The organism is Microbacterium sp. BK668, from assembly GCF_004362195.1.
In the GTDB taxonomy this organism is placed as follows: Bacteria; Actinomycetota; Actinomycetes; order Actinomycetales; family Microbacteriaceae; genus Microbacterium.
In genome coordinates this window covers 386,026-411,292 of sequence record NZ_SNWG01000001.1, presented here as the reverse complement: position 1 = coordinate 411,292, position 25,267 = coordinate 386,026, and the positions used below count along the sequence as shown (strand labels likewise).

The following is a 25,267-nucleotide window of genomic DNA, read 5'->3' as shown; positions in this document are numbered from 1 at the left end:
CCGTCGCCCGGAAGAGTGCGGGCGCTCGGCGGACGGCGGCGGGCAGCGCGGCGGTCAGAAGAGCATCGCGGGTCCCGCCTGGCGCGCGGCGGCCGCGCGGCCGCGCGAGGTCGTGACCACCTGCGTACGGGATGCCATGCCCGGCACGGGACCGCGGCGAGGCGAGTCGTCCTCGGCCTGCCCGCCCAGTCCGTGCACGCGCAGCAGCGGCTGCACGCGCTTGGCGAGCCACGACCGGTAGGCCTTCGGCGCGTAGGTCGAGGCGCCGGGGTAGAGGCCCAGGTACGACGACACGAGCTCCGGGTGCTCGCGCTGCAGCCACTGCAGGAACCACGGCTTCACGCCGGGCCTCAGATGCAGCGCGCCGTAGACGACCCGCCACGCTCCCGCCTCTTTGATCCGGCGCAGGGCGTCGTCGAGCAGAGGCACCGAGTCGGTCAGGTGAGGGAGGATCGGCATGAGGAACACCGTCACCCGGAAGCCCGCGTCGGTCGCAGCCCGCACGGTCTCGAGCCGTGCCGCCGTCGTGGGCGTGCCGGGCTCGATGAGCTTCTGCACCGCGTCGTCGAACACCGCGATCGACATGGCGATCGTGACCGGCACGGATGCCGCGGCATCCTGCAGCAGCGGCAGATCCCGCCGCAGCAGCGACCCCTTGGTGAGGATCGAGAAGGGGGTGCCGGAGTCGGCCAGCGCCGAGACGATCCCGGGCATCAGCCGGTACCGCCCCTCGGCGCGCTGATACGGATCGGTGTTGGTGCCGAGCGCGACCGGTTCGCGCTCCCAGCTGCCCCGCGCGACCTCTCTGCGCAGCACGTCGGCGACGTTGATCTTCACGACGATCTGCGAGTCGAAGTCGTGCCCGGTGTCGAACTCGAGGTACTCGTGCGTCCCCCGGGCGAAGCAGTAGACGCATGCGTGCTGGCAGCCGCGGTATGGGTTCACCGTCCAGTCGAAGGGCATCGCCGAGGCCCCGGGGACGTGGTTGAGCGCGCTCTTGGCCATGACCTCGTGAAAGGTCACCCCCGAGAACTCCGGCGTCGTGACGGAGCGGACGAGACCGTTCAGGTGCTCGAGCCCGGGGAGGGCCGCGGCATCCGGAACCCCTAGCTCCTGACCCTGCCACCGCATGCCTACAGTCGAACAGAAATACGATGCCGCGTCAAGCCGACTCGAACAAAGGCGCGATGACGAGTCGGTGAGAATCGCGCCTGCCGACGGCCGCTCCCAGGTCGGCAGGGCACAATGGCGGGGTGACGCCTCCGGTCACGCGTCGCGAAGCCCGCGCGGCGCACCTCTTCACAGCTCCGCCCGCGCCCGCGCGTCATGCGCGGGCTCGCCGGGCTGCCCGGCTCGGCGTCGTCTTCGCAGCGGTCGCGGGCATCGCGCTCGTCGTGGGCGGTGCGGCCGCCGTCACCTCCGCTCTCACGGCCGCGGGGCCTGTTCGCGACGAGCGGCTCGCCGCCGCTCCGACGCCGTCGGCGACGCCTGTGCCCCTGCCGCAGGCCGTCGAGGCCATCCCGGCTCCCTCGGTCGCGCTGGCACCGGCGATCGTGGACCTCTGCGGCATCCCGGCGTTCACCGACGCTCTCGCCGCGGGCGACGACGCCGCGGCGATCGCCGCCGCGGGGGGCGCGGAGGCCTTCCGCACCTCGGTCTCCGCCGGCGCTGCCGGATGCGTGTCTTTGTCGGACCCCGGCCGGGTGTGGGTCGTCGTCAACAAGCTGCGGCCGTTCGATCCCGTCGACCATCAGCCGTCGTCGCTCGCGCGCCCGCCCGTGCGCGAGATCTCGACGGCGAATCTCCGCCCGGATGCCGCGGCCGCCCTCAGCGACATGTTCGCCGCCGCCTCGGCGGCCGGAGCCGGGGAGCTGGGGCTCGACAGCGGATACCGCTCCTACCGGACGCAGCGCACGACCTACCAGCGCCTCGTGTCGGTCAAGGGCGTGCAGGGCGCCGACATGGTGAGCGCGCGCCCGGGGTTCAGCGAGCACCAGTCGGGGCTCGCCGCCGACGTGACGGCGTGCTCGCCGGGATGCGTCGGCCTCGAGGCGTTCGCCGGCACGACGCAGCAGCAATGGATCGCCGCTCACGCGTGGGAGTTCGGCTGGATCGTCCGGTACGAGGCCGAGTGCACGTCGATCACGGGGTACTCGCCCGAGCCGTGGCACCTCCGGTACATCGGCCGGGAGCTCGCGGCGGCGTATCACGCGGGCGGCTGGCGGACGCTCGAGGAGTTCTTCGGACTCCCGCCCGCCCCCTCCTACGCCGACTGAGGCGCCGATCTGCCTGGCACTCAGTACCATGAAGTCTGGGATGGGATCCCATTCACTTCAGGGTGCGAGGAAGGAACCGCAATGGAGCGCGACATCTACGACGAAGACCACGAAGCGTTCCGCGACGTCGTCAAGGAGTTCTGCAAGCGCTACGTCACGAACGAGGCGCGCGAGCGCTGGGACGCCGAGGGCGAGGTCGATCGAGCCACGCTGCGCGCGGCCGGGGACGCCGGCGTCATCGGCCTGTCTGTGCCGGAGGAGTTCGGCGGCGCCGGGATGCTGCAGGACTACCGTTTCCGCGCGGTCGTCAACGAAGAGGTCATCAAGGCCGGCGCGGGCTCGCTCGCGGGCGCCCTCGGGATCCAGGACGACCTGGCCGTCCCCTACCTCGTGCACATGGGCACGCAGGAGCAGAAGGAGAAGTGGCTGCCGGGCATGGCCACCGGCGAGATCATCGGCGCCCTGGCGATGACCGAGCCCGGAGCCGGCAGCGACCTGCGCGGCATCAAGACGACGGCCAGGCGCGCGGAGGGCGGCTACATCGTCAACGGCGCCAAGACGTTCATCTCGAGCGGCAAGACCGCCGACGTCCTCGTCACCTTCGTCAAGACCGGCGAGGGCAATCGCCCCGACGCCTTCAGCCTCCTGCTCATCGAGAACGGCATGGCCGGCTTCGACCACGGCAAGAAGCTCCACAAGATGGGCTTCCACGGCCACGACACCGCCGAGCTGTCGTTCACCGACGTCTTCGTGCCGGAGGAGAACCTCATCAGCGGCAAGGAGGGCATGGGCTTCGTGCAGCTCATGATGAACCTGCCGCTGGAGCGGCTCTCGATCGCCGTCGCGGCGGCTGCGGGCGCGCAGGCGGGGCTGGATTGGACGCTCGACTACACCAGGAGCCGCGAGGCGTTCGGCGAGCGGATCATCGACTTCCAGAACTCGCGCTTCAAGCTGGCGGATGTCTCGGCCACGGTCGACGCGCTCTGGGCGTACATGGACCGGGCGATGCTGGCGTACAAGGACGGCAGGCTGTCGGCCGAGGAGGCGGCGAAGATCAAGTTCTGGGCGACCGAGCGCGAATGGGATGTGCTCGACACGTGCGTGCAGCTGCACGGCGGATACGGGTACATCACGGAGTATCCGATCGCCCGCGCGTTCCTCGACGCCCGCGTGCACCGCATCTACGGGGGCACCAACGAGATCATGCGCGAGATCGTCGGTCGCCAGCTGGCCGGCAAGCGCTGAGCCGCCTCAGCCGCGGACGTTGCCTCCGCTGCAGGTCTGCTGGGCTGCGGTCGAGCCCGTGATGGCAGGCGGGAGGGCGACGGCTGCCTCCGTCGGAGTCGGGGTCGGGCTCGGCGTCTGCCCCGGTGTCGAGGGCGGTGTCGAGGGAGGTGTCGTTGCTGTGGGCGGCGGGGATGCCGCATCCGTCGGCGTCACATCCACGACGCCGCCGCGCGCACCGACGTCGCCCGTGATCTCGAGCGGCCGGTTGTCGCGCAGCGCCTGCCAGAGGATCTCGGCCGAGGCGTAGTCCGGGCGCAGACGGTTGGGGTCGGATGCGTCGGTGAAGGTCGGGTACTGCACGAAGACGATCTCGTCGAACGGCACATCCTTGACGGCCAGAGCGATCTGCACGAGCGTCAGCGGGCTGGCGAGCGAACGCGTCGGGGTGACGTTGTCGAGGGCGACCGTGGCGAGCTTGTAGAGCTGGGCGGGATTGCCGAGCACGTCCTCGCTCACGAGCTTGTGGGCGAGGCGCGACATGTACTGCTGCTGGTTGGAGATGCGGCCGAGGTCGCTGCCGTCACCGACCCCGTACCGCGTGCGGAGGAACTGCAGCGCCGTCACCCCGGCCACCGTGTGCGTGCCGGCGCCCAGGTCGAGTCCCGTGTTGCGATCCCGGATGCCTCGCGCCAGGCACACCTCCACACCACCTAAGGCGTCGGTCACCCGGATGACGCCGCCGAAGGTCACGACGGCGCCGAACGGGATGTTGAGGTCGCTCATGTCGGAGACCGTCTTCATGACGCACCCGAGGCCGCCGTACTGGTAGGCGGTGTTGATCTGGTCCGTGCCCCCGCCCGTCGTGGAGCCGTCCGCACCGGTGCAGGAGGGGATCGGCACGAGAAGATCTCGCGGGAACGAGACGACGGTGACGCGCCGCGGATTGTCGCCGATGTGGACGAGGAGATTGACGTCGTTGAGCTCGGTCGTGCTGTCGGCACCCGTGCAGCGATCTCCGAAGATGCTCTTGAACTCCTCCTCGCACTCGTCGATGCCCGTCACGAGGATGTTGACCCCGCCCTCGATCGCGCCGATGTCGGGCGGCACCGGCTCCTGGTCGGGGATGTCGACGATCTCGTCGGCGAAGCTCGCCGCCAAGTCGTACGTCGCGTAGGCGGCCACGCCGCCGAGGCTCACGGCGAGCACGGCCAGGCAGACGCCGACGATCGTCAAGAACTGGCCGAGCGGGCGCGGCGAAGGCAGCCGCGCATGCCGCGCGACGGTACGTCGTCGTCTTGCCATCCCGCGCGTCCCCCGTGCCGTCGGATTGCCGGAATTCTAGTGCGCGGGGATGCGGCCGTGTGGGATCTTCGATGCTCTCATCGCGGGGTCAGGACGAGTCGGAGACGGCCGTGACCCGGCGGCGGGCGAGCCTTGCGACCCCCGCGGAGCGCAGGCGGTCGGCGACGAGGATGCCCAGGCCCACGCCCGCCAGACAGGAGGCGATCGTGAGAGCGAAGAAGGCGGCCATCGCCCACGGGGCCATCGCCCAGAGGTCGAACGACGCCGCCGCGAGCACCGGGTACACCACGCCGGTGAACACCGCGCCGGCGTAGTACTGCCACGTGCGCCACGACCGATAGAGGGTCACGAGGAACGCGAGCTCGGCGAAGAACGCCCACCACAGCGCGGCGCCGAGGAACGGGAAGACGACGAGCCCCGAGATGACGCCGACGAGGATGCCGGCGAGCGGACGCTCGAGGAGGCGCAGGGCGATCGTCGCGGGGAGCAGCCAGAGGCCCGCGATGCCGACCGAGACGAATGGCACCGTCGCGAAGAGGACGGTCGAGACCCACCCGGCGCCCCAGAGCATGACGCCGCCTGCGACGCCGATGGCGGCGCACGTCAGCAGATACGCCGTCGTCGCGCGGCTCACGGGCGTGCCGCCGATGTCTCCAGCCGGGACTTCGGCGTGGGCGACGCGGCGCCGGCGCGCCAGTAGCCGCAGAAGCTCACGCGGTCCTTCTCCACCCCGCGCTCGGCGATCAGGTGCCGCCGCGCGCTCGTCGGCAGCGCCTGCTCGCCGACGATGTAGGCGTGGAAGGGGTGGGCCGGCAGGTCGCCGTCGCCGAGTTCGCGCAGAGCGTGGAGCGCCGGCTCACCCGGCTTGACGTCGTGCTCCCGCACGATCCATCGCACCTCGATCCCCTCCGGGTGCGCGAAGGCGAGAGCGTCCTCGGTGTGCGGCACCTCGACGACGGCCAGGCCCGAGGCATGGGGCGGCAGGCTCGCGCAGATCGACGACACCGCGGGAAGGCCCGTCTCGTCGGCGAGGAGCAGCACGCGGTCTGTGCCGCGCTCGGGGTTGAAGGCGAGGCCCTCGTCGATGACGACGACGCTCTCACCCGGCGTGCACCCCTCTGCCCAGCTCGAGGCCGGTCCGGCCGTGCCGTCGGCGCGCGAGCCGTGCAGCACGAAGTCGATATCGAGCTCGGCGCCGCGCTCGGACGTGGCCGGGCGGAAGGCGCGCACGCTGTAGCTCCGCATGACCGGCCGCACTCCGTCCGGGATGCGCAGGTACTTGAGGTAGCCGAAGAGCCGGTTGGCCTTCGCGGGCACCCGGTCCAGTCCCTCGTCGCCGCCGACGGGGAGGAAGATGCGGAACCACTGGTCGAAGCCCATCGGCTGGAACCGCTCGATGTCGCCTCCCCCGAGCGTGATGCGCATCCAGTGCTCGGAGAGGCGAGCGCACCTCTGCACCCGCAGGTGCAGGAGGTCCTGGCTCTCGGGCTTGACGAGACGGCTGGACGAGGCCATGCAGGCTCCTTTCGCGATCCGGCCCTGCTGCTGCGGCCGGGGGGGGGGGGGGGACTCACAGGCCCCAGGGGAAGAACAGCCAGAAGATCGCCGTCGAGACGAGGAGGAAAGCCGCCACGAAGACGGTGTCGCGGACCCGCCAGGGCACCAGGTGGCGCTCGGTGCGATCGGGGTAGGCGCCGAAGGCGCGGGCATCCATCGCCAGGGCCACTCGTTCGGCGTGACGGATGGCGCCCGCCAGCAGCGGCACGATGTATCCCGACCAGCGGGCGATCGCGGCGATCGGACCCCGGCCGCCGTGCGCGCCGCGAACCCGATGAGCCTGCCGGATGACCTCGAGCTCCGTACCGAACCGCGGCACGAAGCGGAGAGCCGCGAGCGCCGTGTAGCCGATGCGGTAGGGCACCCGCAGCTGCTGCACGAAGGAGCGGGCGAGGTCGGGTCCGGTCGTGCTCAGGCCGACGAGGAGGGAGAGCGCCACGATCGCGCCCAGGCGCAGTGCCGTCCCGAAGCCGGTCTCGAGCATGCCGAGGTAGATCGTCCAGCCGCCGACGCGGGCGACGGCGTCGCCCGCGTCGATGCGCGTCGGATCCGTCCACAGCGAGAAGCCGAGACCGATGACGAACATCCCGATCGGCAGCCCGACGAAGAGCACGAGGGCGAGGCGGCGCGTCATGCGGACGCCGACCAGCAGCAGAGCGTACGCGAGCGCGAGGAAGGCGGCAGGGGTCGCGGCATCCCGCACGAACACGAGCAGCACCATCGCCGGAGCGGGGGCCGCGAGCTTCGCGACCGGATTGAGGCGATAGAGGAAGCGGATGGGCGACGCCGAGGGTGCTTCGGCGTACGGATCGGATGGCGCGGCGGCGGGAGCGGTGAGGGTCATCGCGGCTCACCTCCCGGAAGATCGGCGAGGCGAGTGACGCGGGCGAGATCGGGATGCCGCGTCAGCCCTTGCAGGGCGCGTCGCAGAGGCGGCTGCCTCAGGCCTGCGCTTTCGAGCAGCGCCGCGTCGGCGAAGACCTCGGCGGTCGCGCCCTGCGTGAGGATCCGGCCGTCGGCGAGCACGACCGTGCGGTCGGCGTGCTCGGTGACCAGCTGCATGTCGTGGGTCACGACGATGATCGTGGTTCCCTCGGCGTTGAGCTCGGCCAGGAGCCGGAGGAGTTCGTCGGCGCGCGCCCGGTCCTGCCCGAACGTCGGCTCGTCGAGCGCGAGCACGGGGGCCCCGGCGACGAGGGCGGTGCCCACCGAGAGCCGGCGCTTCTGGCCTCCCGAGAGCAGGAAGGGATGGACCGTCGCCTTCGCCGCGAGGCCGAACCGCTCCAGCACGTGCTCGGTGCGGGCGCGGACCTCGTCCTCGGGGAGACGCTGCAGGCGCAGGCCGTGCGCGAGCTCGTCGAACACGGTGTGCGAGATGAACTGGTGCTCGGGGTTCTGGAAGACGAAGCCGATGCGCGACGCGAGGGCGCGCGCGTCGCTCCTGCCGACGTCGAGATCGCCGATCCGCACCGCGCCGCGCGGAGGAGGAACCACGCCCGCGAGCGCCTGGATGAGGCTCGTCTTGCCCGCGCCGTTCGCGCCGACGACCGCCACGAACTCCCCGCGGCCCACGTCGAGATCGATCCCGTGGAGGATACGGGCGCGACCCCGGGTGAGGGTGAGATCCCGGACGCGGAGAAGGGGCTCCGCCGGTCCCGAGGGCACGGCGCGCTTCGTCTCGGTCGATGGGCTCCCCCGCTCGGCGACCCGGGACGCGGAACCACCGGCCGTCGAGCGACCGGGCCGAGACGAGACCCCGCCGGTCGTCCCCGCGACGCGCGGTGCCGGTGACGCCTCGAGGCAGTCGCGGAGCTCGGCGGGAGTCAGCGGCAGAGGCTCGAGGTCGTACCCCGCGGCCCGCAGGCGCAGCGCGGCGAGTGTGGAGGTGGGAAGCCACACCCCCATCTCGTGGAGCTCCTCGGCGCGGCCGCGCAGCACGTCGTCGACCGACCCGTCGGCCACGAGCCGGCCGTCGGCATCCAGCACGACGACGCGGTCGACGAGGCCGACGGCCGCATCGAGATTGTGCTCGATCAGGAGGACCGCGCGGTCGCCGTCGGCGAGCAGCGACCCGAGCGCCGCATAGACCTCGTCGATGCCCTGCGGATCGAGGTTCGCCGTCGGCTCGTCCAGCACGAGGAGCGGCGAGCCCATCGCCAGGGCGCACGCGATGGCGAGCCGCTGGCGACCGCCGCCCGAGAGGCGGTCGGGATTGTCGCGCCGGCGCTCCCACAGGCCGACGCGGCGCAGCGCGTCCTCGGACCGGGCGAGCACCTCGGCCACCGGCATCCGGAGGTTCTCCGGCCCGAACGCCACCTCATCGAGGACCGTTCCCGTCACGAGCTGCGCGTCGGGATCCTGGAAGACCATACCCACGCGGGTGCTGAGCCGGGCGACCGTCGCCTCCGCGGCGACGATGCCGTCCACGACGACCTCGCCCCGGACATCGGCGGGCACCGCCTGCGGGATCAGGCCGTTGATCGCGAGGGCGAGCGTCGACTTGCCCGACCCGCTCGGGCCGAGGACGAGCACGACCTCGCCGGCGCGCACGTCGAAGCCGACTCCGGCGGGGGTCGCGGCGTCTGCCCCTTCGTGCGTGATCGCGAGACCGCGCACGGACAGGAGCGGCGTGGAGGCGCCCACCGCGGCGAGCGCGGCGGAAGTCGCGGGTCGCGGAGCGGTCACGGTCTTCCCAGGGATGGCGAGATTAGTCTCCCCTAACTTAGCCTGCCCTTACCTGGATGCGAAGCCGGGTGTCTCGAAGGCGAGACGCGCACGCCGCGACGCCGGCCCGGACGGCTTCCGCCTCAGTGGCGCGCGCGACGCGCGACGCCGGCGCGCCGCAGCGCCGCGCCGATCCCGAGGCCGACCGCGGTCCAGGCGACCGGTCCGAGCACGGCCAGCGCGAGGTACACGATCTGCGCCCAGAGAGCGAGGGTCGCCAGGTGCGCTGCGAACGCGACGACGACGGCCACGAGGATGCCGATCACGATCGCCGATACGAAGAAGCGCCACGCGCTCCAGACCCGGTAGCGGGTGAGGGCCGCGACGATCTCCTGGATGCCGCCGAAGAGGATGGCCGTGCCGAGGAAGCGGAACGCCCACTGCGGCGCCATCGCGCTGGCGACCAGCGCCGCGATGACGTGCGAGATCAGTGCGACCCAAGGAAGGCGGATGAGCTCCTGCGCGATGATGCCGGGGAGCACGTGCGCCCCCAGCACGAAGCCGTAGAGGATCGGCAGGGTCGCCAGGACGACGGGCGTGACCCAGCCGGCGAGGCCGCCCAGCACGCCTGTCGCGACGCCGATGGCCGCACAGGTGAGCAGGACGCTCGTTGAAAGGTGGCGGCGAGGGGCCATCTGCTCAGAATACCGGGGCTGGCTCATGCGTTTCTCATGTTCGATCGTTGGCGGTGTCGCACCCGTGGGTTACGTTTGCTTTCGTTGTGCGCCGAAGACGCCGCACAACTCCCACTTCACTGCTGAATCCTTGGGGAGTCACATCGATGGGTCTATCCTCCGTGCGCGCAGGGGCGGTCGTCACACTCGCCGTCCTGTTCGCCAGCACCGCCACAGCCAGCTTCGCTGCCGCGCCCGCGGGGGAGGTGAAAGCCCCGGTCCCGGCGAATGCCGCCAACGGCCACTACATCGTCCTGCTCAAGGACGCGCCGCTGGCCACCTATGAGGGCGGCGTCAACGGCATCGCCCCGACGAAGCCGGGCAAGGGCAACCAGCTCGACGCGCATTCGGCCAACTCGCAGAAGTACGTCGCCCACCTCAAGAAGGAGCAGGCGGACTTCGCGGCGGCAGCGGGCGTCACCCCCGACATCACGTATCAGGTGACCCTCAACGGCTTCAGCGCGACCCTCACGGGCGATCAGGTGGCCTCGCTCAGCGTGGACAAGAACGTGCTGGGCGTCTTCCCCGACGAGATCAAGCACCCGACGGCGGCGGTGCCGTCGACCGAGTACCTGGGACTGGGCAGCCGCGACACGGGGCTCGGTGGCGTGTGGGATGCCGCGGGCGGCACTGCCGAGGCGGGCAAGGGCATCGTCGTCGGTGTCGTGGACACCGGCATCGCGCCGGAGAACCCCGCTTTCGCGGGCGCGAAGCTCGGCAGCAAGCCGAGCGCCGAGCCGTACCTCGCCGGCGACACGGTCGTCTTCCAGAAGGCCGACGGCAACCTCTTCCGCTCGCAGCGGGTGGCGGGCGAGCAGTGGGGCCGGCAGGACTACTCGACCAAGATCGTCGGCGCCAAGTACTTCAACGCCGGTGCCAAGGCGTCGGGATTCTCCTTCAAGTCCGACTTCGCATCGCCCCGTGACTTCGAGGGCCACGGCTCCCACACGGCGAGCACCGCGGCGGGCAACTTCGGCACGAAGGCGACGGTCCAGGGCATCGACTTCGGCAAGATCTCGGGGGTGGCGCCGGCCGCCAAGGTCGCGGCGTACAAGGCCTGCTACGGCGGCCCCGACTCCCTCGCGACCGAGGACGACATCTGCGCCGGGAGCGATCTGCTCGCGGCCATCGATGCAGCCGTCGCCGACGGCGTGGACGTGATCAACTACTCGATCGGCGGCGGGTCGGCCTCGACCGTTCTGCAGGCCGAGGACGTGTCGTTCTTCAACGCGGCCGCTGCGGGTGTCTTCGTCGCGGTGAGCGCGGGCAACTCCGGCCCGGGCGCGTCGACGGCCGACCACGCGTCCCCCTGGTACACGACGGTCGCGGCATCCACCATCCCGACCTACGAGGGCACGGTCCAGTTTCCCGGCTTCAACCACGCCGGCGCTTCGGTGTCGGTGCCGTTCGGCAAGCAGGTGACCGGACCGTCCGTCTTCGCCGGCGACATCGGCGTGGCCGGGGCCACGACGCCCGAGCTCTGCCTCCCCGGATCGATCGACCCGGCCAAGGCCGCGGGCCACATCGTGGTCTGCGTCCGCGGCGTCAACGCGCGCGTCGAGAAGTCGGACGTCGTCAAGGCGGCGGGGGGCATCGGCATGGTGCTCGTGAACGACCCCAAGGGCGCGAACTCGCTGGACAACGACTTCCACTCCATTCCGACCGTGCACCTGTCGAACGTCTACTACTCGCAGGTCGTCGACTACGTGCGCAGCGGCACGGACCTTCCGATCACGCTCGTCGGCGACAACGTGTCGGGCGAGGTCACGCCCACGCCCCAGATCGCCGGGTTCTCGAGCCGCGGCCCGATGCTCGCCGACGGCAGCGACGTGATCAAGCCCGACGTGTCGGCTCCCGGCGTGGCCATCATCGCCGCGACCGGCAACGCGGCAGGCAAGGCGCCGACCTTCGACTTCATGTCGGGAACGTCGATGTCGTCGCCGCACGTCGCCGGTCTCGGCGCCCTCTACCTCGGCGAGCGTCCCAAGGCGTCGCCCTCCGAGGTCAAGTCCGCGCTCATGACGACGGCGTACAACCTCGTCGACGCAGCGGGTGCGCCCGTCACCGACCCGTTCACGCAGGGCGCCGGACACGTCGATCCGACGAAGTACTTCGACGCCGGCCTGCTGTACCTCAACGGTCCGGCCGACTGGGCGTCCTACCTCGAGGGAGCTCTCGGGCAGGACATCTTCAACGGCGTCAGCGCCACCGACCCGAGCAACCTCAACCTCGCTTCGATGGGTGTCGGCTCGCTCGCCGGATCGCAGACGATCACGCGCACCGTCACGGCGACGAAGGCGGGCACCTACACCGCCTCGGTCGACCTCCCCGGCGTCGACGCCGTCGTGTCGCCGTCGTCCTTCACGATCGCCGAGGGAGGCACGCAGACCTTCACGGTCACGCTGACGAACTCGACCGCTCCCGTGGAGGCGTGGACGAAGGGCTTCCTCACCTGGAAGAACGGCGCCACGTCGGTTCGTTCGCCCATCGCAGTGTTCCCCGTGACCGCCGACGCGCCGAAGTCGGTCGCCGCAGCCGGCGCGAACGGCAGCGTGAAGGTCGACGTCACGCCCGGCGTCTCGGGGTCGCTGCCGCTCAACGTGTTCGGTCTCGCGCCTCAGAACGTCATCATCGATGGCACCGAGGCGACGGGCGCCGCGACGAACGGCACGACCAATGTACTCGTCGAGGTCAAGCCGGGCACCGAGCTGGCCCGCTTCGCGATCGACTCGTCGGACGACACCGGATCCGACCTCGACCTGACGGTCTACCACCTCGTCGGCGGACAGGACTCCACGACCTATGACAAGGCGTGGCAGTCGGCCTCCGGCTCGGCGGACGAGGCCGTCGAGATCGCGGCGCCGCCCGCCGGCTGGTACGTCGTCTCCGCGGACGTGTTCTCCTTCACGTCGCCGTTCACGTGGAAGACCACGAGCGCCCTCGTCAGCGCCGGCGGCGTCGGCTCGCTGACGGCGTCGCCGAACCCGCTCCCTGCCCAGCAGTCGGTCCCGACGAGCTACTCGCTCTCGTGGTCCGGTCTCAGTGCGGGCAGCTACCTCGGCGTCGTCCGCTATGGCGACTCGCAGGTGCGGACGACCGTGTCGGTGACGGTTCCCTGACCGACTCGAGCCGCGAGGGGCGTCCGGGTGCACACCCGGGCGCCCCTCTCATCGCCTGCGGGGCCTTCAGCGCCGGCAGAGCCGGGGCACATCACCGCGCCCGAATCGGTAGTCGTAGGTCGCGCCCCCCGCCTCCACGATGACGCGCAGGCCCTCGACGATCGCCTGCGTGTACGAGAAGCCCGGCCGGGGACAGCCCAGCGAGCCGTCCGGCCATGTGACGGCGGTCGCTTCGACGAGCGTGGGCGTCGCCGTCACACCCCTCCCGGCGAGATCCTGGACGATGGCCGCCCACCTCGCCTCGCCCGGCACGACGGGCATCCCTGGCGTCGACGCCGCACGGGGCACTCCGACCGGCTCCCGCGAACCGGCACGGGACGGAGGGCGGGCAGACCCCTTCGCTTCCTCTCGTCGGGTCACACCCGGCGCCGCCGCTGCGTGAGGCGGACCGCCGGCATGGGCGGTGCCGGGATGCGTTCGTCGCCGTGGTCGACGACGTGGCCGAAGCGATCCGAGCCCGACTCCCACGCGCTCCGCGCCTCGACGATCTCCTCGTGGGAGCGCCCGACGAAGTTCCACCACATGACGATGTCGTCCTCGAAGGGCTCCCCGCCGAGGAGGAACAGCGCCGCGCCGCCCGGCGCCTCGATCTCGAGCTCCTCGCGGTCCATGCCGAGGTAGAGCAGATGGCTGCGGTCGAGGTCGACGGATGCCGCGGCATCCGTCGCTATTCGAGCGACCCCCTCGACCCCCACGAGCGCGTACTCCCACGACGGATCGAGCGGGAGGCGCACGCGCGAGCCCGCCGGGATCTGCAGCTCCGCCCCGACGATCGGCGTGTACGCCGACGCCGGGGAGACGACGCCCCCCAGCGCTCCCATGACGACGATCGCCGCGCCGGCGTCGCCGCGGGTCGCCTCGAGGGGGAGACGAGGCAGCTCCTCGTGACGCTCGAAGGCGGGATCTCCGTGCCGTCGCGACTCCGGCAGCGCGACCCACAGCTGCAGTGCGTCGAGGGGCACGGCGTCCTCCCCGACCGAGTACTCGGAGTGGGAGATGCCGGCACCGCTGGTCATGAGGTTGAGCGCGCCGCGCCGGACGACGACGTCGCTGCCGACCGAGTCGCGATGGCGCACGTCGCCGGCGAAGGGCCAGGTGACGGTCTGCAGACCGATGTGCGGATGCGGCTCGACGCGCATCTTCGTCTCCTGCGGGCCGAAGCGGTCGAGGAAGCACCAGGCGCCGACCGTGGGCAGGTCGCGCTGGGGGAGCGCCCGGTGGACGGCCATCGCGCGCACGCCGCCGAGCGGCACCTCGCGGGACTCCAGCAGCAGCGCCCGCGGACCGCACGCACCGGCTGCCTGGGCGAGCTCGGGCGCCTCGGCGTCGAGACGGGTCATGATCGCGCGCTCATTCCGGCCGCGGGTGCTCGGGCCAGTCCACGGAGAGTCCCGGCACGTCCTGGCCGCGCAGGTACGCGGACACGACCGGGCAGTGCGGCACGACCGTCTCGCCGCGGGCCGCGACATCGGTCATGGCGTCGCCGACCAGCCGCTGCGCGAGGCCCCGCCCACGGAAGGAGGGATCCACCTCGGTGTGCGGGAAGTGCAGGCGACCCTGTGGATCCGTGCGGAACATCGTGAAGCCGGCGACCGTGTCGCCCACGCGGATCTCGTAGCGGTGCGCGGTGTCGTTGCGGGTCACGGTGACGTCATCAGGCAGGTCGGCCACAGGCATCCTTTCGTCGTCACCCCACGGTAAGCGCGCCGCACCGTTTCCGCCACGGCAGGGGCCTGGTGGATGCCGCGGCACGGGTCTATCGTCTGCCTCGTGCACGGCATCCGTCCGCGCACCGCTCTTGGGGAGTGAACAGACCGTTCGCGCGATTCGAAGGGGAATCATGAAACGACGCATCATCGCCGCGCTCGCGGCGCTCGGCCTCGCGGCCGGGATGGCGCTGGCCGTCGCGCCCGCCGCACAGTCCGTCGAACCCGCCGGGTCGCCGTACGTCGCGCTCGGCGACTCCGAGGCGGCCGGCACGGGCAACCTGCCCTACGTCGACCAGTCGTGCCTGCGCTCGAAGAAGGCGTATCCCTCCGTGCTCGCGGCAAGCCTCGGCACCTCGGTCGTCTCCGCCGCCTGCGCCGGTGCCGACACCGACGACGTCCTCCTGCAGGTCGCGACGCTCGCCGCCACGGGAGACCTCGGACCCGCGACGCAGCTCGTGACCTTGACGGCGGGCTTCAACAACGTCGACTGGGGGGCGGGTCTTGCGGCCTGCGGCGAGAACGGCGACCCGCTCTCGTGCCAGCAGGCGCTGCTGGCGGCACAGCAGGCGGTGCAGGCGCTGCCCGTCCAGATCGCCACGATCATCGGGGCGATCCGCACGGCCGCGCCGAACGCGCAGATCGTCGTGACGGGGTATCCGCTCCTGTTCGGCGACGTCACGAACTTCTGCGCCGTCGGCGCTTCGCAGGGCGCCCCCGTCAAGTTCACGGCGGAGCAGACGATGCTGGTCAACTCCTTCATCGAGGGCGTGAACGCCGCCGTGGCGGGAGGCGTCGCGGGTTACCAGCAGCAGACCGGCGACCCCGGCATCCTGTTCGTCGACGTCGCGGCGGGCTTCGACGGCCACGGCCTGTGCGACACGGGCGACCGGTGGATCAGCGGGCTCGTGTCGGGCAAGACGACGTCGGATCGCGGGCTGCACCCGAACACGGCCGGCCAGCAGGCCTGGGCCGCGCTCATCGCCGACGCCCTCGTGCCCTAGCCCTCGTGCCCTAGCCCTCGTGCCCTAGCCCTCGTGCCCTAGCCCTCGGCCCCGGCTCGAGCATCCCGTCGTCTGCCGGGGGCGGGACGTTGCCGCGACCCTGGCAGACTCGGGTGGTGCCGCTGAATCTGCTCGACGCCGTGCCCGCGGGGGCGGATCCGGATGCCGCGTACACCGGCTTCGTCGAGTGGGCCGGCGACCGCGGCTTCGCCCTGTACCCCGCGCAGGACGAGGCGGTCATCGAGATCGTGTCGGGCTCCCACGTCATCCTGTCGACGCCGACCGGGACGGGCAAGTCGCTCGTCGCGATCGCGGCGCACGCCCACGCGCTCTCGCGCGGGGGCCGCACCTACTACACGGCTCCCATCAAGGCCCTCGTGAGCGAGAAGTTCTTCGCTCTCGCGGACATCTTCGGCGCGGGCAACGTGGGAATGGTGACCGGCGACTCGTCCGTGAACCCCGACGCCCCGATCGTGTGCTGCACGGCCGAGATCCTCGCGAACCTCGCCCTGCGCCAGGGCCCGGACGCCCCGGTCGACCAGGTCGTCATGGACGAGTTCCACTACTACGGCGATCCCGACCGGGGCTGGGCGTGGCAGGTGCCCCTGCTCCTGCTGCGCCGTGCGCAGTTCATCCTCATGTCGGCCACCCTCGGCGACGTCACGACGATCGCCGAGGACCTCGAGCGCCGCACCGGACGGCCGGTCGCCCGCATCACCGGCGTCGAGCGGCCGGTGCCGCTGCACTTCTCCTACGCGCGCACGCCCGTGCACGAGACCGTCGAAGAGCTGCTCCAGACGGGGCAGGCGCCGGTCTACATCGTGCACTTCTCCCAGGCGGCCGCGATGGAGCGAGCCCAGGCGCTGTCGTCGGTGCGCATCGTGTCGCGCGAGCAGCGGGACGCGATCGCCGACGCGATCGGCGGGTTCCGCTTCACGACGGCCTTCGGCCGCACCCTCTCGCGCTACGTCCGCGCGGGGATCGGGGTGCATCACGCCGGCATGCTCCCCCGCTATCGGCGCCTGGTCGAGACCCTCGCGCAGCGCGGACTGCTGCGCGTCATCTGCGGCACCGACACGCTCGGCGTCGGCATCAACGTCCCCATCCGCACGGTCCTCATCACGGCGCTCGCCAAGTACGACGGGCAGCGGATGCGGCAGCTCACCGCCCGCGAGTTTCATCAGGTCGCCGGCCGAGCCGGCCGTGCGGGGTACGACACCGCGGGAACCGTCGTCGTCATGGCGCCGGAGCACGAGATCGAGAACGCGGTCGCCGTGGCCAAGGCCGGAAGCGACCCGAAGAAGCTCAAGAAGGTCGTGCGCAAGAAGGCCCCGCAGGGCTTCGTGAACTGGGGCGAGGCATCCTTCGAGCGACTCGTCGCGGCAGAGCCCGAGCCGCTCGTGCCGCAGCTGCAGCTCACGGCGGCGATGCTCATCAACGTCATCGCGCGCGGCGGCGACGTCTTCGAGAATGTGCGCGCCCTCGTCCGCGACAATCACGAGCCGCGCGCCCGGCAGTTCGACCTGGCCCGGCGGGCTCTGGCGATCTTCCGCACGCTGCTGGCCGCCGACGTCGTCGAGATCGACCGCGCGAGCGGGGAGATCCGCCTCACGGTCGACCTCCAGCCGAACTTCGCCCTCAACCAGCCCCTGTCGCCGTTCGCGCTCGCCGCGATCGATCTGCTCGACCCGGCCGACGTCGGAGACTCGCCTCGCCGCCGGATCGATCCGCCCGAATCCTCCGACGCGGGCGGCGATCTCCGACCGGCGGAAGGGCTCCGCCGCAGCGCGGGGACCGGTCATTACGCCCTCGACGTCGTGAGCGTCATCGAGGCGACGCTCGACGACCCGCGGCCCGTGCTGTCTCAGCAGCAGTTCCTCGCGCGCGGCGAGGCCGTCGCGGCGATGAAGCGCGAGGGTCTCGACTACGAGGAGCGGATGGACGCCCTCGAGGACGTGACCTATCCGAAGCCGCTCGAAGAGCTCCTCGCCCAGGCGTACGAGGTCTTCGCGTCGAGCCAGCCGTGGGTGCGGGACTTCGAGCTCTCGCCCAAGTCCGTCGTGCGCGACATGTTCGAGCGCGCGCTGTCGTTCGCGGAGTTCATCTCCACCTACCAGCTCGCCCGCAGCGAGGGCCTCGTGCTCCGCTACCTGAGCGACGCCTACCGCGCGATCCGTCAGACCGTGCCGGCCGAGGCGCAGACGGAGTCGCTGCACGACCTGGTCGCCTGGCTCGGCGAGCTCGTGCGTCAGGTCGACTCGAGCCTCGTCGACGAGTGGGAGGCGCTCGTCAATCCGGCGGCGTCGCCGGATGCGCCGGTCGTCCCGCCCGCTCCGCCCTCTGTGCTCACCAATCGCCGGGCCTTCGTCGTGCTCGTGCGCAACGAGCTGTTCCGCCGTGTGCAGCTCGCGGCGCTCCAGAGGGACGACGAGCTGGAGGCGCTCGACCCCGAGGTGGACTGGCCCGCAGCGTTGGACGCCTACTACGACGAGCACGACGAGCTCCTGACCGGCGGTGCCGCGCGCTCGCCGCGGCTGGTCGAGATCGACGAGGCGGATGCCGCATCCTCCGGCGTGTGGCGCGTCGAGCAGATCCTCGACGACCCCGCCGGCGATCACGACTGGCGGATCCGCGGCGAGGTCGACCTCGCCGCGTCCGAGGAGGCGGGGACGGCCGTGGTGCGGATCACGCAGGTCCTCCGGCTCTGAGCACCTGTCCTCCCCAGCCGTCGCGCCGCCGGGGAGACGAGGGATTGATGCCGCGGCCCACGCGCTGTCCGCGCACGCGGTTATCGTGAAGAGGTGACTCCCCGACCCGGCTCCTCCTCGTCGTGGGACGCCGACCCGTACGCCGATCTGGCGTGGAGTCCCGACGACCTCGTTCCGCCCGACGACCTCGACGCGCCGCCCGACGACGCGTGGGGGTCGGGACCGGCCGCCCCCGCCGGAGTGCCCGCGGGTGCCGCGGGGCGACAGCGCGATCTCGTCGGCGCCGACCCTCGCGCGATCCTGCACGAGGTCTACGGGTACGACACGTTCCGCGGCGAGCAGGCGGCGATCGTCGAGCATGTCATCGCCGGCGGCGACGCCGTCGTCCTCATGCCGACCGGCGGCGGCAAGAGCGTGACGTACCAGGTCCCGGCGCTCGCGCGGCCCGGCACGGGGCTCGTCATCAGTCCGCTGATCGCCCTCATGCACGATCAGGTCGACGCGCTCCTGGCCAACGGCGTGCGCGCGGCCTATCTCAACTCCACGCAGTCTCCCGGCGAGCGCGGCGCGGTGGAGCAGGCGTATCTCGCAGGAGAGCTCGACCTCCTCTACGTGGCCCCGGAGCGCCTGTCCGCGGCATCCACCACGTCTCTGCTGCAGCGCGGCAGGCTGAGCGTCATCGCGATCGACGAGGCGCACTGCGTCTCGCAGTGGGGGCACGACTTCCGGCCCGACTACCTCGCGCTCGGCGACCTCGGAGAGCGATTCCCCGGCGTGCCCCGCCTGGCCCTCACGGCGACGGCGACGCGGGAGACGCACCGCGAGCTCACGAAGCGGCTGAGCCTCCCGGACGCCCGGCACTTCGTCGCGAGCTTCGACCGCCCCAACATCCAGTACCGGATCGAGCCGAAGAACGAGCCGCGCAAGCAGCTCGTCGCCTTCATCCGCGCCCTGCGCGAGGCGATCCCCGACGAGGGGACCGCCGGCATCGTCTACGCCCTGAGCCGCAAGTCGGTCGAGCAGCTGGCCGAGTACCTGCAGAGCCAAGGGATCGAGGCGCTGCCGTACCATGCGGGTCTCGACTCCGCGGTCCGCGCGCATCATCAGGCCCGGTTCCTCCGCGAGGAGAACATCGTCATGGTCGCGACGATCGCCTTCGGTATGGGGATCGACAAGCCGGACGTGCGGTTCGTCGCGCACGTCGACCTGCCGAAGTCCGTCGAGGGGTACTACCAGGAGACGGGTCGTGCCGGCCGCGACGGCGAACCGGCGGTGGCCTGGATGGCGTACGGCCTCGGCGACGTCGTGCAGCAGCGCCGGCTCATCGACCAGAGCCCCGGCGACCGCGCCTTCAAGATGCGCCTGGGGCAGCACCTCGACGCGATGCTCGCGCTGTGCGAGACGGTGTCGTGCCGTCGCCAGAACCTGCTCGCCTACTTCGGCCAGGAGTCCGAGCCGTGCGGCAACTGCGACACGTGCCTCCAGCCCCCCGAGACCTGGGACGGCACCGTCGCGGCGCAGAAGCTCATGTCGACGATCGTGCGACTGCAGCGGGAGCGCGGGCAGTCGTTCGGCGCCGGCCAGCACATCGACATCCTGCGAGGGAACCTGACCGACCGCGTGCGGCAGCAGCGCCACGACGACCTCGCGACCTTCGGGATCGGCGCCGATCTCTCCGAGCAGGACTGGCGCGGAGTCGTGCGGCAGCTGCTCGCGCAGGGCCTCCTCGTCTCGCGCGGCGAATACGGCACCCTCGGGCTCGGCGAGGCGGCGGCCGACGTGCTCCGCGGAGATCGGCAGGTGCCCCTCCGCCGTGATGTGCTCGGCCGGCGGGGCGGGTCGTCTGGCGTCCGCCGTGCGACCGTGTCCGAGACGATCGAGCCCGAGGACCGCGGCCTGTTCGAGGCACTCCGGGCCTGGCGTGCCGAGACCGCCCGGGCCCAGGGCGTGCCGGCGTACGTCGTCTTCAACGACGCGACGCTGCGCGCGCTCGCCGCGGCCCGCCCGGCCGCGCTGAGCGACCTCGACGGCATCGCGGGCATCGGCGCGAAGAAGCGCGAGACCTACGGCGAGGCCGTGCTCGCGGTCGTCGCCGCCGCCTGAGGCTCGGAAGGCCCCGGGTCCGGTCCCTTGCCGCGGCATCCCCACTCTTCACTGGCCGCGGCATCCCTCCCGTCCACTTGCCGAGGCAGGCCTCCCGTCCACTTGCTGCGGCATCCCCCCTGTTCACTGGGCGCGTTTCGTCGCTCGGATGCCGCGGACCCGGCGGTGTGCGCCAGGTGAAGCGCGGCGTCGGACGGCGGCGTCGGACGGCGGCCGCGGCATCCCCCCGTTGATTGGGCGCGTTTCGTCGCTCGGATGCCGCGCACCCGGCGGTTTGCGCCAGGTGAAGCGCGGCGTCGGACGGCGGCGTCGGACGGCGGCCGAGGCATCCGGCGCCGTAGGCTGGCGACAGCGTCGTCGATGAAGACGGATGGAGGGCTCGTGGGTCTCAGCAACATCGAGATCGCGCAGGCGGCCGAGATGCTGCCCATCGCGCAGATCGCCGCCCGGCTCGGCATCCCGGAGGAGAGCCTCGAGCCGTACGGCCGCCACAAGGCGAAGATCTCGCTCGACCACCTCGAGTCCCTCCACGATCGGCCGCAGGGCAGGCTCGTCCTCGTGACGGCGGTCTCGCCCACACCGGCGGGCGAGGGGAAGACCACCACGACGGTCGGCCTCGGCGACGCCCTCACGCGCATCGGCCAGCGGGCCGTGGTGTGCCTCCGCGAGCCCGCGCTCGGCCCCGTCTTCGGCATGAAGGGGGGCGCAGCCGGCGGCGGATACGCGCAGATCGTGCCGATGGAGGACATCAACCTCCACTTCACCGGAGACTTCTCGGCCATCGCCGTGGCGACGAACCTCCTCGCGGCGCTCATCGACAACCACATCCATCAGGGCAACGCGCTCGGCATCGACGTGCGGCGGGTCACCTGGCGCCGCGTCCTCGACGTCAACGATCGCGCGCTGCGCGACGTCGTGACCGGGCTCGGCGGGCCCGGCAACGGCTACCCGCGCGAGTCGGGCTTCGACATCGTCGTCGCGAGCGAGGTGATGGCCGTGTTCTGCCTCGCGACCGGCATCGCCGATCTCAAGGAGCGCCTCGGCGACATCGTCATCGGCTACACACGTGAGCGCCGGCCCGTCACGGCGCGAGACCTCCACGCGCAAGGCGCGATGACGGCGATCCTCCGTGACGCTCTCGCCCCGAACCTCGTGCAGACTCTCGAGCACACGCCGGCCCTCGTCCATGGCGGCCCCTTCGCCAACATCGCGCACGGGTGCAACTCCGCCATCGCGACCCGATCGGCCCTTCGGCTCGCCGACTACGTCGTGACGGAGGCCGGGTTCGGCGCCGACCTCGGAGCCGAGAAGTTCGTCGACATCCTCTGCCGCTCCACGGGCCTTCGCCCATCCGCGGCGGTCATCGTCGCCACGGTCCGCGCCATGAAGTACCACGGCGGTGTCGAGGTCGCAGATCTGCCCGTCGAGAACGTCGCGGCCCTCGAGCACGGCACGGTCAACCTGATCCGTCATCTGACGACGGTGCGCGAGACGTGGGGCCTGCCGGCCGTCGTGGCGATCAACCACCGGGCGGAAGACACGGATGCCGAGGTCTCGGCCCTCATCGCGGCCGTCGAGCGCGCCGGCTCGACGGCGATCGTCGCCAGGCACTTCGCCGAGGGCGGTGCGGGCGCGGAAGAGCTCGCGCGCGAAGTCGTCCGGCTCTGCGACGAGCCCGGCGATCTCCGCTTCACGTACGCGGACGAGGCGACGCTGTGGGAGAAGATGCGCACGATCGCCACCCGCGTCTACGGCGCGGCCGACATCACCGCGTCGACCGCCGTGCGCGCGCAGATCCGCCGCCTGCAGGACGACGGCTACGGCCACTACCCCGTCTGCGTCGCGAAGACGCAGTACTCGTTCTCGACCGATCCGCGACTGCGGGGAGCCCCGAGCGGGCACGTCGTCGACATCCGCGAGGTCCGGCTCGCCGCCGGGGCGAAGTTCGTCGTCATGATCTGCGGCGACATCATGACGATGCCGGGCCTCCCCGCGGAGCCGGCCGCGAACACGATCGACGTCGACGACGCGGGGCGGATCGTCGGACTCTTCTAGCGGCCGCGGTCCCCCGCCGCGACGGCGGGCCGCGACGGTGGGCCGCGACGGCGAGCCGCACCGGCGAGCCGTGCCGGCACGCCCCGTCGGCGCGCCCCGTCGGGTCAGGCGAGCACGAGCATCGCGACCGCGAGCCACGCGACGACCGAGAGCCCGACCGTCATCGTGCCGAGCGCCCGCGCGGAGGTTGCCGGCGTCCGGCGCCACGCGCACACCCAGCCCACCGCGACGATCGCGAGCGCCGCCAGCGTGACCGCCCGCACGCCGATGCCGACATCGCCGGCGGCGACCCCCGCTCCGATCTGCGAGAACCCGATGACGCCCCACGGCACGATCCCCACCACGGCGCCCCACGCGCCGGGCCGACGCCAGGTGGGAGCAGTGCCCGGATCGATCCCCACGAGCACCACCGCCACGCCCGTGGCCGCATAGATCGGGACGAGCGACGTCAGCTCGGCGATGCCGTTCGCCTGCGCGACGAGGAACGTCAGGATCGCCGCCCCCTGCGACCAGCCGGCCACGAGCAGCGCATCCGTGCCACGCGTGGCCGGAGAGGTGCGGGATGCCTGGGCCGCCGCGGCTCGCGCTTCCGAGCGAGCGGATGCCGCGGCCAGCGCGTGGGCCACGGCGCCGCCGGCGAGCAGTGCCACGAGGGCGTAGCCCAGATCGACCGTCGCGATCACGGCGGTCACGGCATCCTGCCCGGCACGGAAGGTGGCGACGACCGGAGCCTGCGCGCGGGCACCGCTCGTCGTCAGCACGATCGCGAGCACGACCGCCTCGACGCCGTACGCCGCCGCCGCGAGCACGAGCGGCAGCTCAGCGGCCCGGGGCCGCCGACGCGGAGTCCGACCCGTCGACATCTCAGCGACCGGACGTCGCCGGCGGGTACGTGCGCACCCACGCCACGCGGAACCGGTGCGGCAGCGCCGCGGCATCCCGTTCCCCCTCCGCGGGCGGGAACTCGTACACGTCGAGCATGAGCTGCACGGGGTAGTCGATGGTCTGCGCGACCGTCTTGACCCATCGGTGGTCGATGAAGAAGCGCAGGCGCTCCGGCGTCCACTCGACGGCGTACTCGTGGAACTGCGTGAGGTCGCCGTCGACGCGGATCTTCTCGAAGTCCTCGCTCAGGCGCGGGTCGTTCTGCGGCTTGACGCCGACTCCGACCCATCCTCCCGTGTCGTCGATCTCGGCCCCGAAGATCTCGGCGATGCAGATCTCGCCGCAGTCGTCCGGGGCGTCCTCGAAGCCGATCGGCCAGAGCGCGACCATCGCGTCCGGGTGATGGATGGCGGCGAGCCGCGCCTCGACGACGCCGAACCGGGCGAGCCAGAGCCTGCGCTCCGGCTGCGCCTCGCGAACGACGAGACCGGGTCGGAACCGGTGCTGCCCGATCCCGGAGCCGAGCGGACCCGACGACTGGCCGGTCTGCAGATGCGACACGCGCAGCTCGCCGTCGAGGTCCGGAGCCCAGGGCGGCGTCTCCGCCTCGATCCGCAGCTCCAGGCCCGGTGCTCCCACCGTGTAGCGCGCCGCCGCCCGCTCGCGGGAGGACCAGTGCGGGGTGTAGAAGGGCCACCACAGCGTCTCGTCGAGGACGCCCTCGTCGAAGCGCTCCTCGATGTCGGGCGTCCGGCCGGTGAGGTCGAGCGGCGACATGTCGAGCACCCAGACGTTGAAGGTCAGCTCGCCGTCACGCCAGGGCCGGCTCGCGGATCCGCGGTGCTCGAAGCCCGCCCGGCGGCACAGCGCGTTCGACGCGGCGTTCTCGACGCCGGGGTACGCCACGAGCAGGTGCCGATCGCCGGCCTCCCGCACTCCGCCGATCACCAGCCTCAGCGCCGCTCCGGCGACGCCGCGACCCTGGAACTCGGGGACGACGCTCCATCCGGTCTCGTAGGCGGGCATGCCGTCGTGCTCGACCGTCCACCATCCGATGCCGCCGGCGGGCTCGCCGTCGACCTCGATCCGGAACATGCGCGCGTGCCCGGCCTCCCACGACAGGAGGTAGCGCTCATGCCGGGCGAGAAGTTCGTCGCTGTTCTCGGGGCGACCGAGGTACCGGGTCATCTCCGGGGTGTTGAGCCGCTCGAGCAGGGGCAGGTCATCCGGCCCCCAGGGCGCGATCGTGACGCTCATCGCATCGCCTCGAAGATCCAGATGTTGACGGGCATGTCCCCCTCGGGGGCCGGGAAGACACCGGTGCCGCGCAGTTCGAACCCGATCCGGCGGCAGAGGGCGTTGGATGCCGCGTTCCCCGCCCCCGCATACCCCACCACCGGGTGGTCTCTGCGAGCCGCGGCGGCCATCACCACGCGGGTGAGCGCCTCGGTCGCGACGCCGCGTCCCTGCCACGCCGGCTCGACGGCGCAGCCGATCTCATAGGCGGGCGCCCCATCGTGCTGTTCGAGCCACCAGCCCGCGTAGCCCGCGGGGATCCCGTCGATCTCGATGCGGAACATCGCTCCCTCGCCGGAGTCGGCGAACGCGAGGTACTGCTCATGCCGTGCCGCGAGTTCGTCGTGCGATTCGATCCCGCCGAGGAACCGCGTCATCTCAGCGGTGTTCGCCCGTGCGAGCACAGCGAGGTCCTCGGCCCGCCAGGGCTCGAGGGAGAGGTGGGGGGATGCTGCCACCGAGCTCACGCCGGAAGTCTAGGCGTGGCGACCCCCACCCCGCAGGGCGGTACGCAGCGCCGGAACAGGCGATCTGCCCAAGGCCGGATGATTCCGCGCCCGAAGGTCCTGCC

At 71.7% G+C, this 25,267-nt stretch carries 20 protein-coding genes; 7 read left to right on the top strand and 13 right to left on the bottom strand.

All coding sequences use genetic code 11. The features are described 5' to 3' along the window. Nucleotides 1–54: 54 nt before the first annotated feature. A complete protein-coding gene (locus tag EV279_RS01810; protein ID WP_133541234.1) occupies nt 55–1,131 on the bottom strand; it encodes an Rv2578c family radical SAM protein in 1,077 nt (358 codons plus the stop codon). A gap of 122 nt (nt 1,132–1,253) precedes the next feature. On the opposite strand from EV279_RS01810, the gene EV279_RS01805 reads away from it, so the two are divergent. Together EV279_RS01805 and EV279_RS01800 are read left to right on the top strand one after the other, a co-directional pair. Beyond that, a complete protein-coding gene (locus tag EV279_RS01805; RefSeq protein ID WP_133541233.1) occupies nt 1,254–2,276 on the top strand; it encodes a M15 family metallopeptidase in 1,023 nt (340 codons plus the stop codon). Between the two features lie 81 nt (nt 2,277–2,357). Continuing rightward, nucleotides 2,358–3,521 (top strand): acyl-CoA dehydrogenase family protein, encoded by a 1,164-nt coding sequence (locus tag EV279_RS01800; RefSeq protein ID WP_133541232.1) that lies wholly within the window; start codon nt 2,358–2,360, stop codon nt 3,519–3,521. Nucleotides 3,522–3,527: 6 nt separating this feature from the next. Here EV279_RS01800 and EV279_RS01795 read toward each other — a convergent pair whose 3' ends face one another. The 6 genes from EV279_RS01795 to EV279_RS01770 form a co-directional block, all read right to left on the bottom strand. Next, the gene (locus EV279_RS01795) at nt 3,528–4,805 is read right to left on the bottom strand and encodes an LCP family protein (protein ID WP_133541231.1); all 1,278 of its coding nucleotides are present in this window, start codon (nt 4,803–4,805) and stop codon (nt 3,528–3,530) included. A gap of 88 nt (nt 4,806–4,893) precedes the next feature. Then, entirely contained in the window at nt 4,894–5,439 is a 546-nt protein-coding gene (locus EV279_RS01790; RefSeq protein ID WP_133541230.1) for an ECF transporter S component, read from the bottom strand. Further along, entirely contained in the window at nt 5,436–6,320 is an 885-nt protein-coding gene (locus EV279_RS01785; protein WP_133541229.1) for a siderophore-interacting protein, read from the bottom strand. Before EV279_RS01785 ends, EV279_RS01790 begins: the two co-directional genes overlap by 4 nt. Before the next feature lie 55 nt (nt 6,321–6,375). Then, a complete protein-coding gene (locus EV279_RS01780; protein ID WP_133541228.1) occupies nt 6,376–7,206 on the bottom strand; it encodes an energy-coupling factor transporter transmembrane component T in 831 nt (276 codons plus the stop codon). Next, nucleotides 7,203–9,047, bottom strand: coding sequence for an energy-coupling factor transporter ATPase (locus EV279_RS01775; protein ID WP_243728397.1), 1,845 nt, complete (start codon nt 9,045–9,047; stop codon nt 7,203–7,205). The genes EV279_RS01780 and EV279_RS01775 overlap by 4 nt, the downstream gene beginning before the upstream one ends. A 122-nt stretch (nt 9,048–9,169) precedes the next feature. Further along, on the bottom strand, nt 9,170–9,721 hold the full coding sequence (locus tag EV279_RS01770; RefSeq protein WP_133541227.1) for an ECF transporter S component: 552 nt from the start codon (nt 9,719–9,721) through the stop codon (nt 9,170–9,172). 146 nt (nt 9,722–9,867) lie between these two features. Here EV279_RS01770 and EV279_RS01765 point away from each other — a divergent pair, with 146 nt between their 5' ends. Then, entirely contained in the window at nt 9,868–12,879 is a 3,012-nt protein-coding gene (locus EV279_RS01765) for a S8 family serine peptidase (RefSeq protein ID WP_133541226.1), read from the top strand. A gap of 66 nt (nt 12,880–12,945) precedes the next feature. On the opposite strand, the gene EV279_RS01760 is transcribed toward EV279_RS01765, so the two are convergent. From EV279_RS01760 to EV279_RS01750, 3 genes are all read right to left on the bottom strand, one after another. Further along, the gene (locus EV279_RS01760) at nt 12,946–13,200 is read right to left on the bottom strand and encodes a hypothetical protein (protein ID WP_133541225.1); all 255 of its coding nucleotides are present in this window, start codon (nt 13,198–13,200) and stop codon (nt 12,946–12,948) included. Between the two features lie 95 nt (nt 13,201–13,295). Then, nucleotides 13,296–14,279 carry a pirin family protein gene (locus EV279_RS01755; protein ID WP_133541224.1) on the bottom strand — a complete coding sequence of 328 codons (984 nt, stop codon included), beginning with the start codon at nt 14,277–14,279 and terminating at the stop codon, nt 13,296–13,298. A 10-nt stretch (nt 14,280–14,289) separates the two neighbouring features. Beyond that, on the bottom strand, nt 14,290–14,616 hold the full coding sequence (locus tag EV279_RS01750; RefSeq protein WP_133541223.1) for a GNAT family N-acetyltransferase: 327 nt from the start codon (nt 14,614–14,616) through the stop codon (nt 14,290–14,292). Nucleotides 14,617–14,779: 163 nt separating this feature from the next. Between EV279_RS01750 and EV279_RS01745 the strand changes: the two genes are divergently transcribed. The 4 genes from EV279_RS01745 (at nt 14,780) to EV279_RS01730 (ending at nt 22,515) form a co-directional block, all read left to right on the top strand. Next, nucleotides 14,780–15,649 carry an SGNH/GDSL hydrolase family protein gene (locus EV279_RS01745; RefSeq protein ID WP_133541222.1) on the top strand — a complete coding sequence of 290 codons (870 nt, stop codon included), beginning with the start codon at nt 14,780–14,782 and terminating at the stop codon, nt 15,647–15,649. A gap of 116 nt (nt 15,650–15,765) precedes the next feature. Beyond that, the gene (locus EV279_RS01740) at nt 15,766–18,357 is read left to right on the top strand and encodes a DEAD/DEAH box helicase (protein ID WP_133541221.1); all 2,592 of its coding nucleotides are present in this window, start codon (nt 15,766–15,768) and stop codon (nt 18,355–18,357) included. A gap of 93 nt (nt 18,358–18,450) precedes the next feature. Continuing rightward, nucleotides 18,451–20,460 (top strand): DNA helicase RecQ, encoded by a 2,010-nt coding sequence (gene recQ / locus EV279_RS01735; RefSeq protein ID WP_133541220.1) that lies wholly within the window; start codon nt 18,451–18,453, stop codon nt 20,458–20,460. A 360-nt stretch (nt 20,461–20,820) separates the two neighbouring features. After that, nucleotides 20,821–22,515, top strand: a complete 1,695-nt coding sequence (locus EV279_RS01730; RefSeq protein ID WP_133541219.1) for a formate--tetrahydrofolate ligase — start codon at nt 20,821–20,823, stop codon at nt 22,513–22,515. Nucleotides 22,516–22,619: 104 nt separating this feature from the next. On the opposite strand, the gene EV279_RS01725 is transcribed toward EV279_RS01730, so the two are convergent. The 3 genes from EV279_RS01725 to EV279_RS01715 are packed head-to-tail and all read right to left on the bottom strand — an operon-like array spanning nt 22,620 to nt 25,163. Further along, nucleotides 22,620–23,378, bottom strand: coding sequence for a hypothetical protein (locus tag EV279_RS01725; protein WP_133541218.1), 759 nt, complete (start codon nt 23,376–23,378; stop codon nt 22,620–22,622). A 1-nt stretch (nt 23,379) separates the two neighbouring features. Continuing rightward, nucleotides 23,380–24,657 (bottom strand): GNAT family N-acetyltransferase, encoded by a 1,278-nt coding sequence (locus tag EV279_RS01720; protein ID WP_133541217.1) that lies wholly within the window; start codon nt 24,655–24,657, stop codon nt 23,380–23,382. Then, complete coding sequence (locus tag EV279_RS01715) at nt 24,654–25,163, bottom strand: GNAT family protein (protein WP_133541216.1); 510 nt, start codon at nt 25,161–25,163, stop codon at nt 24,654–24,656. Before EV279_RS01715 ends, EV279_RS01720 begins: the two co-directional genes overlap by 4 nt. Nucleotides 25,164–25,267: the final 104 nt, after the last annotated feature.

What these genes read in the sequence shown, in the direction of transcription:
- EV279_RS01810 (WP_133541234.1), bottom strand. Translation starts at nt 1,131, where the DNA reads ATGCGGTGGCAGGGTCAGGAGCTAGGGGTTCCGGATGCCGCGGCCCTC.
- EV279_RS01800 (WP_133541232.1), top strand. Translation starts at nt 2,358, where the DNA reads ATGGAGCGCGACATCTACGACGAAGACCACGAAGCGTTCCGCGACGTC.
- EV279_RS01795 (WP_133541231.1), bottom strand. Translation starts at nt 4,805, where the DNA reads ATGGCAAGACGACGACGTACCGTCGCGCGGCATGCGCGGCTGCCTTCG.
- EV279_RS01785 (WP_133541229.1), bottom strand. Translation starts at nt 6,320, where the DNA reads ATGGCCTCGTCCAGCCGTCTCGTCAAGCCCGAGAGCCAGGACCTCCTG.
- EV279_RS01780 (WP_133541228.1), bottom strand. Translation starts at nt 7,206, where the DNA reads ATGACCCTCACCGCTCCCGCCGCCGCGCCATCCGATCCGTACGCCGAA.
- EV279_RS01770 (WP_133541227.1), bottom strand. Translation starts at nt 9,721, where the DNA reads ATGGCCCCTCGCCGCCACCTTTCAACGAGCGTCCTGCTCACCTGTGCG.
- EV279_RS01765 (WP_133541226.1), top strand. Translation starts at nt 9,868, where the DNA reads ATGGGTCTATCCTCCGTGCGCGCAGGGGCGGTCGTCACACTCGCCGTC.
- EV279_RS01760 (WP_133541225.1), bottom strand. Translation starts at nt 13,200, where the DNA reads ATGCCCGTCGTGCCGGGCGAGGCGAGGTGGGCGGCCATCGTCCAGGAT.
- EV279_RS01755 (WP_133541224.1), bottom strand. Translation starts at nt 14,279, where the DNA reads ATGACCCGTCTCGACGCCGAGGCGCCCGAGCTCGCCCAGGCAGCCGGT.
- EV279_RS01750 (WP_133541223.1), bottom strand. Translation starts at nt 14,616, where the DNA reads ATGCCTGTGGCCGACCTGCCTGATGACGTCACCGTGACCCGCAACGAC.
- EV279_RS01745 (WP_133541222.1), top strand. Translation starts at nt 14,780, where the DNA reads ATGAAACGACGCATCATCGCCGCGCTCGCGGCGCTCGGCCTCGCGGCC.
- EV279_RS01730 (WP_133541219.1), top strand. Translation starts at nt 20,821, where the DNA reads ATGAAGACGGATGGAGGGCTCGTGGGTCTCAGCAACATCGAGATCGCG.
- EV279_RS01725 (WP_133541218.1), bottom strand. Translation starts at nt 23,378, where the DNA reads ATGTCGACGGGTCGGACTCCGCGTCGGCGGCCCCGGGCCGCTGAGCTG.
- EV279_RS01720 (WP_133541217.1), bottom strand. Translation starts at nt 24,657, where the DNA reads ATGAGCGTCACGATCGCGCCCTGGGGGCCGGATGACCTGCCCCTGCTC.